We start from the raw sequence: 16227 nt of genomic DNA, 5'->3' as shown, positions 1-16227 counted from the left end.
TATCTCAGGGCGTTCAGGCCTCGGCACTATCGTCCACGTAAGGCAAAATCAGGGCCTTGAAATCCTCCGGGATTTCTACCGAACTGATCTTGCCCAAGCTGGCAAAAACAACCGTCAAGCGGCCTTCGACACGTACATCGTTGTCGGGGCCGCAAATACGCACCAACATTTGCATCGAACTGCGGCCTAGTTTTTTTACGACCAGCCGGCTGTCGAGTATGTCGCCCAGCCGGCTGGGAATACGAAAATCGACCTGCAAATTGACCATGGGGATACCCATGTTGCGTGTGGTGTGCAGGTAGTTAAAGCCTATTTTCAGCCCATGATTGAACCAATGCTCAACGGTATCGTGCAGCATTTCGGCGTAGCGCGGGTAAAACACAATACCGGCGGGGTCGCAGTGCTTGAAGCCGATTTCGATGGGCATGTGGTGAATGTTGGGCATTACAGGGTCCTGTAGGGTTAAGCAGTGCCCGCCATTCTAACGCCCGTTCAGTGTTGACGATTCAGGCGTGCATCAGCCGCGTCATTAGCAGCCAAAGGCTGCAGGCCTTGGCGTTTCTTTTGCAGGGTGTCGTGCGGGGCTTCGCCAAAACGTTGTCGGTAGGCGGCGGCGAAGCGGCCAAGGTGGGCATAGCCCCAACGCAAGGCAATTTCCGAGACGGAGTTATCGGCCGTAGCATCGATGAGAGCTTGCCTGATTTGGTCAAGGCGCAGGTCCCGCACCAGTTGCATTGGGCTGACGCCATATTGCAGGCGGCACATGCGTGTGAGTGTGCGCGGGCTGGTGTTGCTGTACCGTGCAATATCTTCCAGTGTCATGTCGTCGGCCACGTGCGCCTGTATATAGGCGCGGGCGCGCTGCAAACGCTGCGGCACCTGAACGCTGTCGTCCCCTAAAAAGTGATCGTGTAGTGCGGCCGATTGCGCGCATAGCAAGTGGCGTATTAGGGCTTCTTCAGCCGTTTTAACCTTAAGCCAACTGAGCGCATGGGGCTGCGCAACCTGCTCGCAAAAATAGCGCAACAAGGCGCTCCATTGTTCGCCGTCGGTAGCATCAAGCGCGATTTCGCGGTTGAAACGCAAGGGGCCGAGTGTCGTGGTTCCCGTCAGGCCGCGGTATTGCTCGTGCAGACGTTGCAGCGGCACTTTCAGAATGATCTGCGCAGCGCCGGCTTCCCAGGATAATTGGTGCGGAACATTAGAGGGCATGATCAATCCGGAGCCGGGTCTGACCGACCATTGTCCCTCGTCGCACTGAACGGTGACAGTGCCCGTAAGCGGTAATTGAACGATAAGGAACTCGCCGCCGGGTCGGGTTTCTTTGACCGAGACGGCCTCGCCGTATTCCAGACGCCAAAGGCTGAGGGTGTCGGCTTGCACACCATGCAGCCTGGCCGCAAGAGCGCCGCCGCCGGGTTCCAGAATGTGGTCGTTCAGCAGCGCGGCGACTCGTGAGCGCACTTCTTCGGCGTCGTGTGACGCCAACAGCATGTGATTACCCAGTAAGGTCTGGGTCCAACTTGTCATGTTCGTGGGCATCTGCACCTCCGACGCCGTCTGGGGACCTTGCCTCAGTATAGCGCCAGGCGGGGTGCTCTGCCCGCAGCGGGAGCGCGGCTGCGGGCGCATGGGGGCAGACGAAACGCTCAGGTCGTTAAGGGCTGATGTCCGCTGTTGTCCGCCAGGGCTTCCTCACGGTAAAAGCCCATGCTCTGGATTGCCGGCAAGTCGTTGAAACAGAACAGGCAGGCGTCGTCGGTTTGCGATGTATTGACATGCTCGTGCCAGGCCCACGAGGGGACGCAGAAAACGTCATGTTCTTGCCAGTCGAAGCGTTGGCCGTTGATGATGGAGTAGCCGCTGCCTTTGGCAACCTGATACAAGAAACTACCGGTATGCCGATGTGCTTTGCCGACAAAACCAGGCCTGAGCAACTGCATGCTGGCTCCCATGGTGGCCATGACTGGTCCCCCGGTTGACGGGTTGGTGTAGTTCATGAGGTGGCCGTCGAACGGGCTGCCGTCGGCTGCCTTGCTGTACCGCACCAGCGCCTCATAGGTCGGTTCCCATTGGTATTTAAACAGCGGCGAATAGTTCTGATTCCATTTCACCCCCTGTGGCGTAAGCCCCGGTGCGCCCCAGATGCTGACGGCATCGTCGACCGGGTACCCAATGGCTTGATGCAAGTCGGGGTGAACGCCGTAAAAGCCTGCTTCCATGGCATTGGCCAACGGGATATCGAGCCCGTCTTGCCAAATGCAAGGCAGGCCGCCTTCTTCTACGCCATGTTCGTGCCAGCATCCATTTGGGGTAATGACGAAGTCGTTGGCGCCGAGTGTCATTTTGTGACCGTTTACAATGGTGTAGGCGCCACGACCTTCCATAATGAAGCGTAGTGCTGAAGAAGAGTGCCAGTGGGCCGAGGCGTTTTCGCCGGGGTGCATGACTTGTAGGCCTGAATACAGCCAGCCTACGGCGGCGGCCTCTTCTTTACGGCCGGGGTTTTCGAAGTAGATGACGCGCCGGCCAGCCTGCTCCGGCGTTACCAGGTCTACCGACTTGAGAACATGTTCGCGTAGGTCGCGGTAGCGCCAAAGCATCGGGACTGACGCCGATTTTGGTTCCCAGGGCTCGATTTTGTTGGCCACGGTCCAAAGTGCTGCGGTGCCCAGCCGTTCAAGGTCTTTGTAGTACGACACCAGTTCGGGGGTATCCCGAACGTTGGAGCGGCCTATAACGTCTTCGCGAAATGCGTCGTAAACAACAGTGTTCATCATAGTCTCCCTGGGTAGTGCGGTAACGGGTTGGGCAAGTGATGTGATCTGGTGCAGTGCTTGCCGTCTTGTACATACAGTACCGGGCGGGTATGGGCTGCTTCTATCCGGTTTCAGACAACTGATGTCCAAGCCGGGCCAAATTGGGCAAAACATGGTGACGCCGGGCGAAGCCGTATTAATGACAAGACATGCCGTTTAACAAGAGTGGAAAAATGCGAAGTTTTTTATTGGCAGCAATGTGCGTGGTTCAGCTCGGCGGGGGGGCAGCCGTGGCTCAGGCGCCGCTTGACCCTGCGTTGCCCGAGCTGACGCTGGGCGACTGGTCTGCGTTGAGTAAAACGGCTGTGGCCATTACCGGCGACGTGTCTTTGCAAGGCAATGTGCTGGTGTTTGATGGTACGACACGTTACCGGGTCGAGCCCACGCAAGAGGTGGGGCAGCCGGGTGGTAGCCTTGAAATTACCGGTTTACCTTTTTACCGCCTGCGTTTGATCGATCACAAACGCGTCCCGGCGTCTCGTTTGAAACGGCCGGTATATTTGCGTAACGGCAACCCCTTGTGTGGCGACGACAACACGTATTTATACGTGCAGTTTCAAACCCACGATGTTCGCGACGTCAACAACGCAGTGCTGTCCATTCATATTTTCGAGCCGCCAAAATCGGGGGCAAAACAAAGGCCGCACTATTGTGCGGCCTATAACTACCTCAGGGAAGTGCCGGACGACAATACGCCGGCAACTTGAGGACAGCAGGGTTAGTTGGGTTCGGCCAGCGCCCGGCTTGGCCGCGTTAGCACTTCAGGCCGCAGCAGGTTGTCGAGCGTGGCGTCGTCCAGCAACCCCTGAGCCTTTACCAACGCACGTACGGGTGTGCCTGTTTTGACCGCTGCGCGCGCAATTTCTGTCGCTTTGCGGTAGCCGAGCACTGGGTTCAGCGCGGTTGCCAAACCGGCGGAGCATTCGACCATGGCGACAAGCCTTTCGCGGTTTGCTGTAATGCCGGCAACACAGTTGTCGGCCAGCGTTTTGCAACCGGCCTCAAGGTGGGCGATGCTTTTGAACAGGCTCCAGGCGATGACGGGCTCGAAGGCGTTCAGTTGCAGTTGCCCGCCCTCTGAGGCCATGGTGATCGTAATGTCGTTGCCAATCACTTCAAATGCAATCTGATTCACGACCTCGGGGATAATCGGGTTGACCTTGCCGGGCATGATGGAGCTGCCTGCGGCGCGCTCCGGCAGGCAGATTTCAGAGAGTCCTGACTGTGGGCCCGATGACAACAGCCGCAGATCATTGCAGATTTTTGACAGTTTGCTGGCAAAACGCTTGAGCACGCCCGAAAGCTGCACAAAGTCGCCCGTATCCTGGGTGGCTGCGATGAGGTCTGGCGCCAGGGCAATGGGCAGCCCGGAGATTTCCGACAAGTGCCTGACCGCAATCACCGCGTAACCGGGGTCAGTGTTGATGCCGGTGCCAATGGCCGTTCCCCCCAGGTTGACAACATGCATCAGTTTTACGGCATGGCGGATTTGAACCAGGTCTTCGCGCAGCATGACGGCGTACGTTCGGAACTCTTGGCCCAAAGTCATGGGAACGGCATCTTGCAGCTGGGTGCGGCCCATTTTAAGAAGGTCGTCGAATTCAACAGCTTTGCGCTCAAACGTCTGTTGAAGATGTTGCATGGCGCTTTCTAAACCGCGCGCTGCAAAGCAAATGGCTATTCTCAGGGCCGAGGGGTAGACGTCGTTGGTGCTTTGCGATGCGTTGACGTCTTCAATAGGGTGCAACTGATCGTAGTCGCCTTTGGCTTTGCCCATGATTTCCAGCGCACGGTTCGCAATGACCTCGTTGGCATTCATGTTTGTTGATGTTCCGGCGCCGCCTTGCATTACATCGACAATGAACTGGTCGTGCAAATTGCCATTGATAATGTCTTGGCACGCCTGTTCGATAAAGGCGGCTTTCTCGGGGGCGATGATGCCCAGTTGCTGGTTGGCCCGAGCGGTGGCTTGCTTGACGTAAGCCAGGGCGCGGATTAGGTCGGGGTAGGCCCCGATGGGGGTGCCGGTGATGGGGAAGTTCTCTTTTGCGCGCAGGGTGTGAATGCCCCAATAAGCGTCGGCGGGTACGTGACGGTCGCCGATGAGGTCGTGTTCGACGCGTGCAATGGTTTCGGGCAGTAGATTAGGCATGATTTCAATATAAAGTTAGGTGACTTTTCTGGGCCGGTCATACCCAGTCGCATGGCTCTGTGACCCGCAACTTGCAGGTAATGGCGACGTGCATTTGCCTAATGCGCGGGATGCCGCGCAAAACGCGTTGCTGACTTTTCTGTTTTGGGTAGTGGTGGCGAAGATGGGTGAGTGCGAAGCACGTATGTGCCCAGCTGTTTTGCGCATTTTACCGCGTCGGACCCGTCACCTGCCAGCCGGCATCGCCCTGCATGTTGCGGGGCACTTGCCGGCTTGGCTGTTTACTGTGGCGTTGCCTGAGCACGTACAGTGCCCACGGCGGTGTGCAGGGTCAGTGTGTCGGGCGCGTCGAGTGAGAAGCGTTCGAGTTTGCTTAAGTGCTGCAACAACACATCCTCTGTGGCCATATCGCTTGGGGCGCAAGCCATGCGTGTGCTGCCCATGCCCTTTACGGTTAATGATTCGCCAGTAAGCGTGTAGCTGCCAAAGAACCGATTACAACCGCTGTTGCCGGCGAGCTGGCTATTTGGCAAAAAGATGATTTCGGCCGATGACGCTGTGTTGATGGGGGCGTCGTTGATGTGGGTGATGCGCCAGGTGGTGCCCTGCAACAGGCGTTCGGGGTCGCCGCCACAGCCGGTGTAGGTTTGACCGCCCTGGCTAAAGGCGACGGTTTGCGGGTGGGGCATACCGGTCATGCTGTCCGTGCATATCGCGTCTGAGGCGCGAATTTCCCAGGCGTCAGGCCCCTGGCCGGCTTGAAGTGTCTGCCCGCGTTCGGTGGTTTCCGAGACTTGCGCATCGCGGGTTTGATCGGGGTGGCCGGGTCGTGCCAGCGTAGCTTGCCAGCCGTTATAGGTGATGGCCCAAAATGGTTCGTTACCCGATGCCCGGAACGGCGGAATAATGGCGCCGGCCGGGGCGCATAGCGGCAGGGTTTGCCCCGACCACGTGACGGTGGCAAAGGGGCCCTTTCCCCACAACTCGGTGGTGTCGTCGTTCGGGGCGACATAGCGAGCCCCCGACGCCGACAGCGCTTGAACCAGCAGACGGCTTTCGTTGTTGACGATCACTTCAGCCAAATTGCCAAAGAAGCGCACTTGCAGCGGTTGGCGTGCGCAGTGCAGCGTGGTGAATGGGTGAGTGGCGGTGTTGATCTCGGTGACTTTGATGCGACCGGTTTCGGTTGCGCCAGCAACCCCGCTGGCCGCCAGCACGCCAATCAGTGCCAGGGTTGAGATTTTGGCCGTCAAGACCTGAGTGAATGGGATACGTGTTTTGACGCTGCCAGCGCGGGAGTCGAGCATTTGGATGTTTCCGTTAGGGTAAGCAGGACGCCGGACGGGCGCCTGCCAGGCGCTTCTAGATTGCCTTAAGGCTTCAATTGCCCGTCTTTGTCGTAGTCGTAACGATCAAAGTCGCGCATAACGTGCTCAATGAACTCGTCTAGTGTAATGGCACCGTCTTTGTTGGCATCGACTGCGGCAAATTGCTCGGCAGTCAGTACGCCGCTGGTTTCGGCCGGTGTCAGTCGTTGGTCACCGTTTTTGTCCATTTTTTGAAACGATTCACGCATGAATACTTCGTATTCTTCTTTGCTGACGCCGCCGCTTTTGTTGCGATCAAGAGCAGCGAAGTGTTCCGGGGTCAGGGGCGACTGCTGAACCGTGTTTTGCGCCTGGGCTGAGCCCAGCGCCAGCAGGCCGGTCATCAGTAATATTGCCGGCTTAAGTGTGAGAGTTTTCATTATTTGCACCCCATTTGGTTGCCAACATAGCCACCGGCGCCAATGCCAACGGCGGTAGCGGCAGTACGGCCGCGGCCCCCGCCAATGGTGCTGCCCAACAGGCCGCCGATGACGGCGCCACCGACAGTACCGGCAATGCAGTTGAATTCGGAATTGCCGCCGCGGCTTTGTGAGCCCGACGGGCTTTGGCATGCCGCTAGTGCGCCCAGGCTGACCAGGGCAATGAGCAAGGTAGTTTTGCGCATCATGGTTGTCTCGATCTGGAGTTGACCTACCCGGCACCGGACGGTGCGCGGGACCGTTCGTGTACCGTTATAGGCGACAGCACGCGAACGGTTGGATTATGTCACGGCAAGTTGCTTTTGCCCATGGTGTCGGGCTGGTTGGGCCAAGTATCTGACCCGTTGTTAGCCCGAATTTCGCAGCCCGGCGGCGATACCGTTGATCGTCATATGGATGGCGCGTTGGCTGCTGTCTTCTTTACCATCTTTGGCAGGCCGACGACGACGTTGCCGGTGGCGACGTAAGAGCTCGACTTGAAGGTGGTTGAGCGGGTCGATGTAGGCAAACCGTTCGCTTAATGCGTCACGCAGTATTTCATCGTTGGCCAGCAGTTCGTGACCACAAACTTGGGTAAAGCGTTCGCAGGTCAGCTTGAATTCGGCGGCGATGCGCTCAAAGACCGTGTCGCGAAGCTGAGTGTCAGGAACCAGCGTTGCGTAATGCCGGGCGATCTCCAGATCGGTCTTGGCCAGGACTTGCTCCATGTTCGATAGCAGCGTCTTGAAGAAGGGCCAGTCACGCGCCATGTCTTGCAATATGGCCAAACGGGCAGATGCATTTTTTGGGCTGCCCTCGCAACCTTGGTCGATGTATGTCGACAAGGCCGAGCCAAACCCGAACCAGCCGGTAATCATCAGCCTGCATTGCGCCCACGAGAAACCCCACGGAATGGCTCTCAGGTCCTGGATGGCTTGCGTTGTTTTGCGTGAGGCCGGGCGGGAGCCGATATTGAGACCAGCGATTTCCAGTATGGGGGTCGAGGCAAAAAAGTAGGTGTCGAACCCCGGTGTTTGGTAGACCAAGCTGCGATAAGTATGCTCGGCTACATCGGACATGAACTGCAGGACGTGACCGAAGCGTGCCATGTTCTGGTCTTCGACCTGGGCTGCCGAGGTGGCTGGCGTCAGGCTGGATTCGAGTGTCGCCGCTACGAAGTTTTCAAGGTGCCAGCGGCCGACGTTGGCGTCTTTGTACTTGACCTGAATGACTTCGCCCTGTTCTGTCAGGCGGATTTGGCCGTTGACGGTACCGGGAGGTTGGGCCAGGATAGCTTCGTAACTTGAGCCCCCGCCACGGCCTACCGAGCCACCCCGGCCATGGAACAGGCGCAGCCTGACCTTACGTTTTTTGAATACCTGCACCAGTTGGCGCTCCGCGCAATACAGTGACCAGTTAGAGGTTAGGTAGCCCCCGTCTTTGTTGCTGTCTGAATAGCCCAGCATGACTTCTTGAATGCCCTCGTGTGCGCCGTCTACGCGGGCTCGAACCTCGGGTAGATCGAGCCATTGGGCCATGATTTCGGGCGCCATCTGCAAGTCGGGGATGGTTTCAAACAGCGGTGTAACCATGAGGCCGTCGTGCTTGGGCGCAGGTTGATTTGGCACCGGCGGCGTAATTAGTCCCGTTTCTTGTTGCAGCACCAATACCTCCAGCAAGTCGCTTAACGATTCGGTGTGCGAGATGATGGCTTGCTGAATGGCGCCGGCCCCATATTTTTTGCGGCACACAGCAGCCATGCGTAAGATGGCCAGCTCTTTTTCGGTTTCTTCAGTGTAGGTGACCCAAGGCGAGACCAGCGGACGGGTTTGCGCCAGCTCGGCTCGAAGTAACGCGCGTTTGTCAGTTTCATCGAGTTGCGAGTAATTGACGGGCTGCCCGTTCCACTGAACCCCCGCCGCTGTAAACAGTTCTGTTAACACGCGCTCATGCACGTCTGAGCTTTGACGCAAGTCGAGCGTGGCCAGATGAAAGCCAAACACGCTGATAGCCTGGATGAGGCCTGAAAGTCGCAAGGTTGCAATAACGTGACCGTGGTGTTTGTCGAGAGAGTCGGCGATAAGGGTCAGGTCGGCCTGCAAGGCCTGTGGGTTTTCGTAGGCCTCGGCCGGGTAGGTTGGCCGCTGGGCTTGCTGTCGTCCGGTCAGGGCGACCGAGGTGGCAGCCAGGCGTGCATAGATATGAATTAGTGCTCGACGGTAGGGCTCGTCCAGGCGGTGTTCGGAAGTGTCCTGGCTGGCATTGGCCAGTGCCATCAGGGCCGGGTCGGCGCTACCCAATGATGTCGAAATAGAGAGTTCTTTCCCCAGGCTGTGCACTTCTTGCAGGTAGTGGCGCAAAATAATGGCCGATTGGCGCAGCAATGCTTGCTCCAGCGTTTCGGCATTCACGTTGGGGTTACCATCGCGGTCGCCGCCTATCCAGCTCCCCATTTTTAAGAATGGGGGCAGCGTTGGGAACCGGGCATTGAACGCCGACTTTCCGGGTGGGTTCAGGCGCAGGTTCAGCTCGTGATAAAGCTCGGGAATAGCGGTTAAGAAGCTGCTGTTGTAGTAGCTGAGTGCGTTGTCTATTTCGTCAATTACCGTCAGTTTTTGCCAGCGCAGCATGCGGGTTTGCCATAACGTGGCGACCAGCCCCAGCAATTGTTGCTCGGTCACCTGACGTTCAATGGTCGACAGATTGCCGTCATCTGTGGCCAGCAGGCGAGCAATTTCGCGGTGCAGGTCCAGGGTGCTTTTGCGTTGCACCTCGGTGGGGTGGGCGGTAAGTACAGGCACAATGCAGGTTTGGTGCAAGAATTTTTCAAGCCGCTGTCGTCCAACCCCGCGTGCCTGCAGGGTTTGCAGTGCATGCTGCAAGCTGCCGCGCACAGCCGTTTCGGGAGCAAGAACCGCTAGGCGGTGGCGTCTGTTCTGGTCGCGGTCTTCGGCAATGTTCGACAGCTGCAAGAAATAGCTGAACGCGCGGGCGACGGATGACGCCTCTTTGGGGCTGAGCTTGCCGATGGCCTGGGTGAGGGCGCGGCTGTCGGCCGCGCTGCCTTCCCGTCTGAACGTAACGGCCGATCGGCGCAACTTTTCGACAACGTTGTAGATCGCGACGCCGTCCGATTCGCGAATTACGTCGCCCAGGGTTTTACCCAACTTGCGGATGTCTTGTCTAAGGGCGCTGCCTTTGGGCTTGTTGTCGTGTTTTGCGTCGGGCATATTTGTCGGGCTCCCAGGTTTTGTGTGTTTTTCGTTAGTGTAGCGATGCTTTCGGGCTTTATTTCTTGTTATTTTCGAGAAGGCTCGCCAGGTGAGTTACAGTTGGCGAAAGTTTATAGGTTGCCATTATGTTGTTGGATATTTTTCGGCGCGAGTGGGCGCTTTTTAATGATTTCGCCGGACCGGGCGTTCCCGAGCGTGTCGAGCGCATCGTTACGCAGCAGGCCGACAGCCTCGCCAGTCAGTTCTATGACACCATGCTGAAGGATCCGCAGGCGCAGCAGTTCCTTGATCACGAGCAAGTCAGAACGCGATTGCGCGCATCACTGATACTGTGGTTGACGCGTCTTTTCGGGCCTGTGAGCGCTGAAGCCGCCGACGATTTATATGCCGATCAGCACAAAATCGGCGAGGTGCATGCGCGGGTCGATATTCCTGTTGCGCTTGTTTTAAGGGGCGCGCGCTCTCTGAAGCGGGCATTCAATGCCTATCTTGATCGTGTTGCGCCTGACGACGATGCATTCAAGTTATCGGCGTGTCGCTTTTTTGGGGCAAAGATCGATTTGGCGATGGAGGTCATGAGTCAGGCCTACGCCAGCTCGAGCGCGCGAAAGGCGCGGTCAAGCGAGGCTTACCGACTGTTTTCCATTACTGAAAACTTGGCGACAGAGAAAGAGCGCCAAAAGGCTGCGCTTCTCGATTGGGAAAGCCAGGTCATGTATGAAACTGTACTGGGTAATGCCTCAACCCGCTTGGTGCGCGTTCGAGAGTCCGAGTTTGGCTTGTGGTTCAGGCATAAAGGCATACATGCATTTCAGGGCGTTCCCGAGGCCGATGTCATCGCTCAGAGCATTGATGCGATTGATAATGTTTGTTTGGTGGCGCTCGAAACTGAAGGTGCGGTCGATGCACAGGGGCGCAGTGATGTCGTCCGTGAAATCCGCAATCATGCGCGAAATATTCAACTGCACCTTGGCAGCTTGTTTGCCCGTAGCCTTGAACTGGAATCGGGCAAAGATGTCTTGACGCGTTTGCTTAACCGCAAGTTTTTGCCGACGGTGCTGGCCCGCGAAATCGAGCATAGCCGTAAGTCTGGGAGTGGCTTTGCGGTGGCGTTAATCGATATTGATCATTTCAAACGGATTAACGATAACTATGGTCACGAAGCGGGTGACCAGGTTATTCAGCAGGTCGCTGCCGTGCTAAGCGAGCATTGTCGCGGTGGCGACTTTTTATTCCGGATGGGCGGCGAAGAGTTTTTACTGGTACTGGTCGACCTGGATATCCAGCAGGCCGGCTTATTGTGCGACCGTGTCCGTCAAGCCGTACAAAAGCATCCGTTTCTTATTCCCGATGGCACGGTGCTTGCCGTTACGGTGAGCATCGGGTTGGCTTCGCATACCGGGCACCCCGACTATCATTACTTGTTACGGCAAGCCGATGAAGCGGTCTATGAGGCGAAAGCCAACGGGCGCAACCGGGTGGCTACGCATGCAGGTGGTTCTGGCGTGGCCTGATGTGGCCTGGGTTCTGGTTAGTGGGGCGATTGAACTGCGCTATACGGGGTGACCATGTTGAGATTTTTGTATTCGATGAAGGTGCGCTTCGCATTGATGCTGGGCATGTTGTCTGCGGGCGTGGCCCATGCGGCTTTGCCTGCGGGTTTTGTCTATCTCGAGGACACCATCCCCGAAATACGTATTGATTTGCGATACTCGGGCAGTAATAATTTTCTTGGGCGTCCCGTTGCGGGCTATGACAATGCGCGGGCGGTAGTTTCAACGCCGGCTGCGCAGGCGTTGGCGCGTGTTCAGGCCGACCTGAAGCCCTTTGGGTTGGGGTTGTTGGTGTTCGATGCGTATCGTCCTCAACGGGCGGTAGATGACTTTGTCCAATGGGCCGAAGATTTGTCAGACGTTAGAACCAAACCGGCTTTTTATCCGAATGTCGACAAACAGAATTTGTTCAAAGAAGATTACATTGCCCTGCGTTCGGGGCACAGCCGCGGAAGTACGGTCGACCTGACGCTGGTTGCGCGCGACAGCGGGCAGGCCTTGGATATGGGGTCGGCGTTTGATTTCTTTGGTGTCGAGTCTTGGCCCGAGCACCCGGGGCTTACGCCTCAGCAGCGAGCCAACCGCCTGCTTTTGCAGGCGTTAATGGTAAAGCATGGCTTCAAACCTTACCCCAAAGAGTGGTGGCACTTTACGCTTGAAAGGGAGCCTTTCCCTGATCAGTATTTTGATTTTTTACCGCGCTAGTCGACCCGTCGCTCGCTGCGCCGGGTCGAATCCTGCTCACTCCGGAGATCATTATGAAAATCCTGCAAGTCGACTTTCCTACCCCTGGCCCGTTTGGCGCCGAAATGAGTGAGATGCTTAAGGGCTTGGCCGAGAGTATCGCCAACGAGCCGGGCCTGGTCTGGAAACTTTGGACCGAAAATGCCGAAACTGGCGAAGCCGGCGGCATTTACTGTTTCGAGAATCTTGAAACCCTGAACGCCTACAAAGATATGCATGCCGCGCGTTTGGCTGCGATGGGCGTGACGGGCCTGCGCTTCAAGATTTTTGACCCGAATATCCCGCTGTCAAAAATTGACCGCTTTCCCGGCTTATAACGGGTGGGCTGATTGTGACGACAAATGGTCTAGCCGCCGCCGTGACTTAACGGCGGTGGCGGGGCTTTACATACAGGGCAAAAATTGCCGCATGGTGGTGTCGCGGGGGAGTTCGCCGAAGCGTTCGCGGTAGTAGGCCGAGAACCGGCCCAGGTGACCGAAGCCGTGGTCGAGAGCGATATTGGTGACGTTGGCGCCAGGGCTGCTTTGTAGCTTTTGCCGCACGGCGTCTAGGCGCATATTGCGCAGCAACACCATGGGCGAGACGCCATGATATCGGTGGCACAGTGCGTTTAACGACCTTGGGCTTAAACCCGCTGCGTTAGCCAGGTCAACCAATGATATGGGGGCGCACAGCCGCTGGCGGATATAGGCCTCCATGCGTTCGAGCGGGGCCAGGCTGTTGTTTTTACAGGTGCCAGCCGATGCCGGCGCATACTGACCGACTTCAGGTTTGCCTGCTTCGGCGGTTTGATGCGTGAGCAAAAAAAGGGCAATGGTTTGCTCGAAGTGTTCGAGCCATACATTGCTAAGCCCCAAATTGCTGTTCGGCAGGTCGATGGCCTGCTGAACCAACGAATGCCAGATCAGATTAAGGCTGTCGTCGAGCTTGAACGCGGGTGATGCAAACGTTGTGCCTGCGCCGTTGGCGGGGGTTTGGGATGCCGTGTTGAAGCGTCGGCTGATAAGGTGATGCGGCACTTTGAGAATGAGCTGCTCGCTGCCTTCTTGCCAGTGAATGCCCAGATCGTGCTGCGGTGACAGAACCGCGACGTCGCCCTGGCCAAACGTTTTGCGTCGTCCGGCGATTTCGACCTCGAAGGAGCCGCGCAGGGGCGTTTGCACCAACGAAAACCCTTTGAACGGGCTGGCCTTGACGTTGACCTCGGCACCGTAGGTGAGTTTCATGACGCTGATGTCGTTGAGACGACGCTGAAAAAGCGTGGTGTCGACTTTGCCTTCGCCCAGCGTTAGGTCGTGTTCGCTAAGAATGCTGCCCAGCGTACTACGCACTTCAGACGGGCAGTCGGAGTGGAATACGAGGTGGTCGTGTAGCCTGGAAAGGTTAAGATTCGCCAAGTGTTGCACGGTTTTGCCCGGTGGTTTGAGACGGCTGAGAAAGAGTGGCGCCACTCTGCCACACGAAACACTTTAAACGTAAAGTATCTTTTGGGCTATCAGGGACTTCCCGCGGTTTTGATACGCTATATCCCTGATATTAAAAGGGTTATTTGGCGTTATTCGTCAGGTTGCCTGACAAATGTTTGGGCGGCGGGGTGTTGTCACCATTGCCGCCCTATGGGGTTACATATCCAGCACCAGCTTGCTGCCTTTGCATCGTGACACGCAGGTGTGCATGATGTTGCCGGCTTCTTTCTCGCGGGCTGTCAGGATGTAGTCGCGATGGTCGATGTCGCCTGACAGGACGTCGGTGGCGCACACGCCGCATTCGCCGCGCTTGCAGTCGTAAAGCGGGTCGAAGCCTTCATCAATAAGAACGTCAAGAATGCTCTTGTCGGCGGGGATGGTTAGTGTTTTGCCGCTTTGGGCAAGCTCGACCTCAAACGGGTGGTCGCCCTCTTCGGCGGGGGGGGCGCTGAACAGTTCGAAGTGAATCTGGTTGCGCGGCCAACCTTGCTTTTCGGCCGTGGCGAGGATGGCCTCAATCATGGGCGTGGGGCCACAGAAATAAACGTGATCTTCGGCTTGCAGGCGGGCAAAAATACCCGCGATATCCAGCGGCTTGCCCTGCTCGTCGTCGGCGTGAACATGCAGATCGGGGCCTGCCAGCTCGGTAAGTGCTGTCAGATAGGCCATCAGGCTGCGACTGCGTCCTGCGTAATAAACGCTAATGGGGCGGCCAATGTCGCGGCAATGTGCGGCCATGCTGGCGATAGGCGTGACACCAATGCCACCGGCAATTAAAACAGCGCGCGACGTGTTCGCAGTTTCCATCGGAAACTGGTTGCGGGGCGCGCGTACATTGAGCACGTCGCCCACATTGATGTTGGTGTGTACAAAATGCGAGCCGCCGCGCCCGTTGGCTTCGCGGCGAACAGCGATCTGGTAGCCGACGGGGGCCCGGGCCGCCTCGTCGTTAAGGGCGACCAGCGAGTACTCGCGCCAGTCGGTCTTGCCGTCTGGCAATGCTACTTCTAGTGCGATGTGTGCGCCTGCGGTAAAGGCGGGCAGCGCCTGCCCGTCGACCGCAGGTTCAAGGTACAACTGGCGAATATCGGCAGTGAGCATGTCCGCAGAGGACACGCGTAACTTCAGTACTTCGGTGGTTGTGGACATGCTCATTGCAGAAAATTCCTTCAAGTTACTTCATGGGGCACTGGTTGGCGAACGGGTCGCGGTGGTTGTCCAGGACCTTGCTGACCAGTTTGTTCTGGACATTGCCCTGGGCGTCTTCTACGACCTGACGCATGTAGATGTCATGGATGGGGTATTGATTGTTGTTGAAGCGGAACTTGCCGCGTACCGAGTCGAACTTGGCGTCTTTAAGTGCTTTCAGGAAGGCCTTGTGGTCTTCGATCTTGCCGTTGACCTGACGAACGGCACCGTCGATCAGCATGGCAGCGTCGTAACCTTGCGACGAGTACATGCTGGGCAGACGACCATACTCTTTCTGGTAGGCTTCTACGAACTTCTTGTTGGCTTCGTTAGGCAGGTCGTGGGCCCACTGCGACGAGTTGTACGTACCCACCAGGTCTTTGCCCAGTGCGGCAATGTTCTCGGTGTCGGCGGTAAAGCCGGGGGTCAGCAATGGGGCATCTTTTTGCAGGCCCGACGCGTTGTATTGTTTGACAAAGTTGATGCCCATGCCACCGGGAAGGAAGTAAAACACGGCATCAGGCTTTGCTGTTTTCAGGTTGGCGATTTCGGCCGAGTAGTCGAGTTGGCCCATTTTGGTGTAGACCTCGTCGACGATTTCGCCGGTGTACTTGCGCTTGAAGCCTTGCAGCGATTCGCGGCCGCCGGGGTAATTGGGGGCGATCATGGCGACGCGTTTGTAGCCTTTAGACGAGGCGAATGCGCCCATTGCCTGGGGCACGTCTTCGTTCTGCCACGATACGGCAAAGAAGTTGGGGTCACATTTTTCGCCGGCATAGTCGGCTGGGCCGGTGTTGGTGCTCAGGAAAACCGTATCGTTCTGCAAAATGGTGGGCAGAATCGGCAGGACAACGCTGGAGAATACGGGGCCGGTGATCACGTCGACCTTGTCGCGCTTGATGTAGCGCTCGACAGTTTGACGTGCGGCGACCGGGTTGTTTTGGTCGTCGGTGACGCTGATGTTAACGGGTAAACCGCCTAATTTGCCGCCGTTCATCTTAATGGCCAGCAGGAAGGCGTCGCGGATGTCTTGGCCTGTGCCGGCGCCGGGGCCGGACAATGTGGTCAAGAAGCCGATTTTGATTTCGTCGGCAGCCTGGGCGCCGGCAGCGGCCAGCAAGGCTGCGGAAAACACCATTGCTCGAGCGATAGCTGATTTTTTCATGATTTTCCTTGCGCGTTGAGTGGTTGAAGCGCTTCAAGTCTAGGCAAAGCAGGCACGGCGCAATATCCACAATCGGCAGACGCCTCTGTTGCGCTATCCGTTTTTAGCAGTGCCATTTTTG

General features: G+C 57.2%; 15 protein-coding genes. 4 read left to right on the top strand and 11 right to left on the bottom strand.

Features of this window, described 5'->3' with window-relative positions:
* Positions 1-13: 13 nt before the first annotated feature.
* The 3 genes from PuT2_RS05065 to PuT2_RS05055 form a co-directional block, all read right to left on the bottom strand.
* Positions 14-445 (bottom strand): thioesterase family protein, encoded by a 432-nt coding sequence (locus PuT2_RS05065; protein ID WP_093969928.1) that lies wholly within the window; start codon positions 443-445, stop codon positions 14-16.
* 47 nt (positions 446-492) lie between these two features.
* Entirely contained in the window at positions 493-1530 is a 1038-nt protein-coding gene (locus PuT2_RS05060; protein WP_158214010.1) for an AraC family transcriptional regulator, read from the bottom strand.
* Positions 1531-1649: 119 nt separating this feature from the next.
* Positions 1650-2777: a cupin domain-containing protein gene (locus PuT2_RS05055; protein ID WP_093969926.1), complete on the bottom strand. Its 1128-nt coding sequence runs from the start codon at positions 2775-2777 to the stop codon at positions 1650-1652.
* A 215-nt stretch (positions 2778-2992) separates the two neighbouring features.
* On the opposite strand from PuT2_RS05055, the gene PuT2_RS05050 reads away from it, so the two are divergent.
* On the top strand, positions 2993-3526 hold the full coding sequence (locus tag PuT2_RS05050) for a hypothetical protein (protein ID WP_093969925.1): 534 nt from the start codon (positions 2993-2995) through the stop codon (positions 3524-3526).
* Between the two features lie 11 nt (positions 3527-3537).
* Here the strand turns inward: PuT2_RS05050 and PuT2_RS05045 are convergent, their stop codons facing one another.
* From PuT2_RS05045 to ppc, 5 genes are all read right to left on the bottom strand, one after another.
* Positions 3538-4971, bottom strand: a complete 1434-nt coding sequence (locus tag PuT2_RS05045; protein ID WP_093969924.1) for an aspartate ammonia-lyase — start codon at positions 4969-4971, stop codon at positions 3538-3540.
* 281 nt (positions 4972-5252) lie between these two features.
* Positions 5253-6278 (bottom strand): META domain-containing protein, encoded by a 1026-nt coding sequence (locus PuT2_RS05040; RefSeq protein WP_093969923.1) that lies wholly within the window; start codon positions 6276-6278, stop codon positions 5253-5255.
* A gap of 65 nt (positions 6279-6343) precedes the next feature.
* Positions 6344-6718 (bottom strand): EF-hand domain-containing protein, encoded by a 375-nt coding sequence (locus PuT2_RS05035; RefSeq protein ID WP_093969922.1) that lies wholly within the window; start codon positions 6716-6718, stop codon positions 6344-6346.
* Positions 6718-6966 carry a glycine zipper 2TM domain-containing protein gene (locus PuT2_RS05030; protein ID WP_233574776.1) on the bottom strand — a complete coding sequence of 83 codons (249 nt, stop codon included), beginning with the start codon at positions 6964-6966 and terminating at the stop codon, positions 6718-6720. Before PuT2_RS05030 ends, PuT2_RS05035 begins: the two co-directional genes overlap by 1 nt.
* A gap of 159 nt (positions 6967-7125) precedes the next feature.
* Positions 7126-9987: a phosphoenolpyruvate carboxylase gene (gene ppc / locus PuT2_RS05025; RefSeq protein ID WP_093969921.1), complete on the bottom strand. Its 2862-nt coding sequence runs from the start codon at positions 9985-9987 to the stop codon at positions 7126-7128.
* Between the two features lie 128 nt (positions 9988-10115).
* Here ppc and PuT2_RS05020 point away from each other — a divergent pair, with 128 nt between their 5' ends.
* The 3 genes from PuT2_RS05020 to PuT2_RS05010 are packed head-to-tail and all read left to right on the top strand — an operon-like array spanning position 10116 to position 12604.
* Positions 10116-11504 carry a diguanylate cyclase gene (locus PuT2_RS05020; RefSeq protein WP_093969920.1) on the top strand — a complete coding sequence of 463 codons (1389 nt, stop codon included), beginning with the start codon at positions 10116-10118 and terminating at the stop codon, positions 11502-11504.
* A 54-nt stretch (positions 11505-11558) separates the two neighbouring features.
* On the top strand, positions 11559-12248 hold the full coding sequence (locus PuT2_RS05015; protein ID WP_216820795.1) for a M15 family metallopeptidase: 690 nt from the start codon (positions 11559-11561) through the stop codon (positions 12246-12248).
* A 53-nt stretch (positions 12249-12301) separates the two neighbouring features.
* The gene (locus PuT2_RS05010; protein ID WP_233574778.1) at positions 12302-12604 is read left to right on the top strand and encodes a monooxygenase; all 303 of its coding nucleotides are present in this window, start codon (positions 12302-12304) and stop codon (positions 12602-12604) included.
* Between the two features lie 66 nt (positions 12605-12670).
* Here PuT2_RS05010 and PuT2_RS05005 read toward each other — a convergent pair whose 3' ends face one another.
* From PuT2_RS05005 to PuT2_RS04995, 3 genes are all read right to left on the bottom strand, one after another.
* Entirely contained in the window at positions 12671-13684 is a 1014-nt protein-coding gene (locus PuT2_RS05005) for an AraC family transcriptional regulator (protein WP_199722870.1), read from the bottom strand.
* A gap of 225 nt (positions 13685-13909) precedes the next feature.
* Positions 13910-14908, bottom strand: a complete 999-nt coding sequence (locus PuT2_RS05000; protein WP_254046939.1) for a PDR/VanB family oxidoreductase — start codon at positions 14906-14908, stop codon at positions 13910-13912.
* A 19-nt stretch (positions 14909-14927) separates the two neighbouring features.
* Positions 14928-16106, bottom strand: a complete 1179-nt coding sequence (locus PuT2_RS04995; protein ID WP_093969917.1) for an ABC transporter substrate-binding protein — start codon at positions 16104-16106, stop codon at positions 14928-14930.
* Positions 16107-16227 lie beyond the last annotated feature (121 nt).

Source organism: Pusillimonas sp. T2, from assembly GCF_002236805.1.
Lineage (GTDB): Bacteria > Pseudomonadota > Gammaproteobacteria > Burkholderiales > Burkholderiaceae_B > Neopusillimonas.
Note: the sequence above shows the minus strand (reverse complement) of the source record. Positions and strands in the feature narration are given on the sequence as shown.

Bases quoted from the DNA above. Each gene is read 5' to 3' on its own strand.
- PuT2_RS05020 (WP_093969920.1), top strand. From the start codon at position 10,116: ATGTTGTTGGATATTTTTCGGCGCGAGTGGGCGCTTTTTAATGATTTC.
- PuT2_RS05010 (WP_233574778.1), top strand. From the start codon at position 12,302: ATGAAAATCCTGCAAGTCGACTTTCCTACCCCTGGCCCGTTTGGCGCC.
- PuT2_RS05055 (WP_093969926.1), bottom strand. From the start codon at position 2,777: ATGAACACTGTTGTTTACGACGCATTTCGCGAAGACGTTATAGGCCGC.
- PuT2_RS05030 (WP_233574776.1), bottom strand. From the start codon at position 6,966: ATGATGCGCAAAACTACCTTGCTCATTGCCCTGGTCAGCCTGGGCGCA.
- PuT2_RS05060 (WP_158214010.1), bottom strand. From the start codon at position 1,530: ATGACAAGTTGGACCCAGACCTTACTGGGTAATCACATGCTGTTGGCG.
- PuT2_RS05035 (WP_093969922.1), bottom strand. From the start codon at position 6,718: ATGAAAACTCTCACACTTAAGCCGGCAATATTACTGATGACCGGCCTG.
- PuT2_RS05065 (WP_093969928.1), bottom strand. From the start codon at position 445: ATGCCCAACATTCACCACATGCCCATCGAAATCGGCTTCAAGCACTGC.
- PuT2_RS05040 (WP_093969923.1), bottom strand. From the start codon at position 6,278: ATGCTCGACTCCCGCGCTGGCAGCGTCAAAACACGTATCCCATTCACT.
- PuT2_RS05050 (WP_093969925.1), top strand. From the start codon at position 2,993: ATGCGAAGTTTTTTATTGGCAGCAATGTGCGTGGTTCAGCTCGGCGGG.
- PuT2_RS04995 (WP_093969917.1), bottom strand. From the start codon at position 16,106: ATGAAAAAATCAGCTATCGCTCGAGCAATGGTGTTTTCCGCAGCCTTG.
- PuT2_RS05000 (WP_254046939.1), bottom strand. From the start codon at position 14,908: ATGAGCATGTCCACAACCACCGAAGTACTGAAGTTACGCGTGTCCTCT.
- ppc (WP_093969921.1), bottom strand. From the start codon at position 9,987: ATGCCCGACGCAAAACACGACAACAAGCCCAAAGGCAGCGCCCTTAGA.
- PuT2_RS05045 (WP_093969924.1), bottom strand. From the start codon at position 4,971: ATGCCTAATCTACTGCCCGAAACCATTGCACGCGTCGAACACGACCTC.
- PuT2_RS05015 (WP_216820795.1), top strand. From the start codon at position 11,559: ATGTTGAGATTTTTGTATTCGATGAAGGTGCGCTTCGCATTGATGCTG.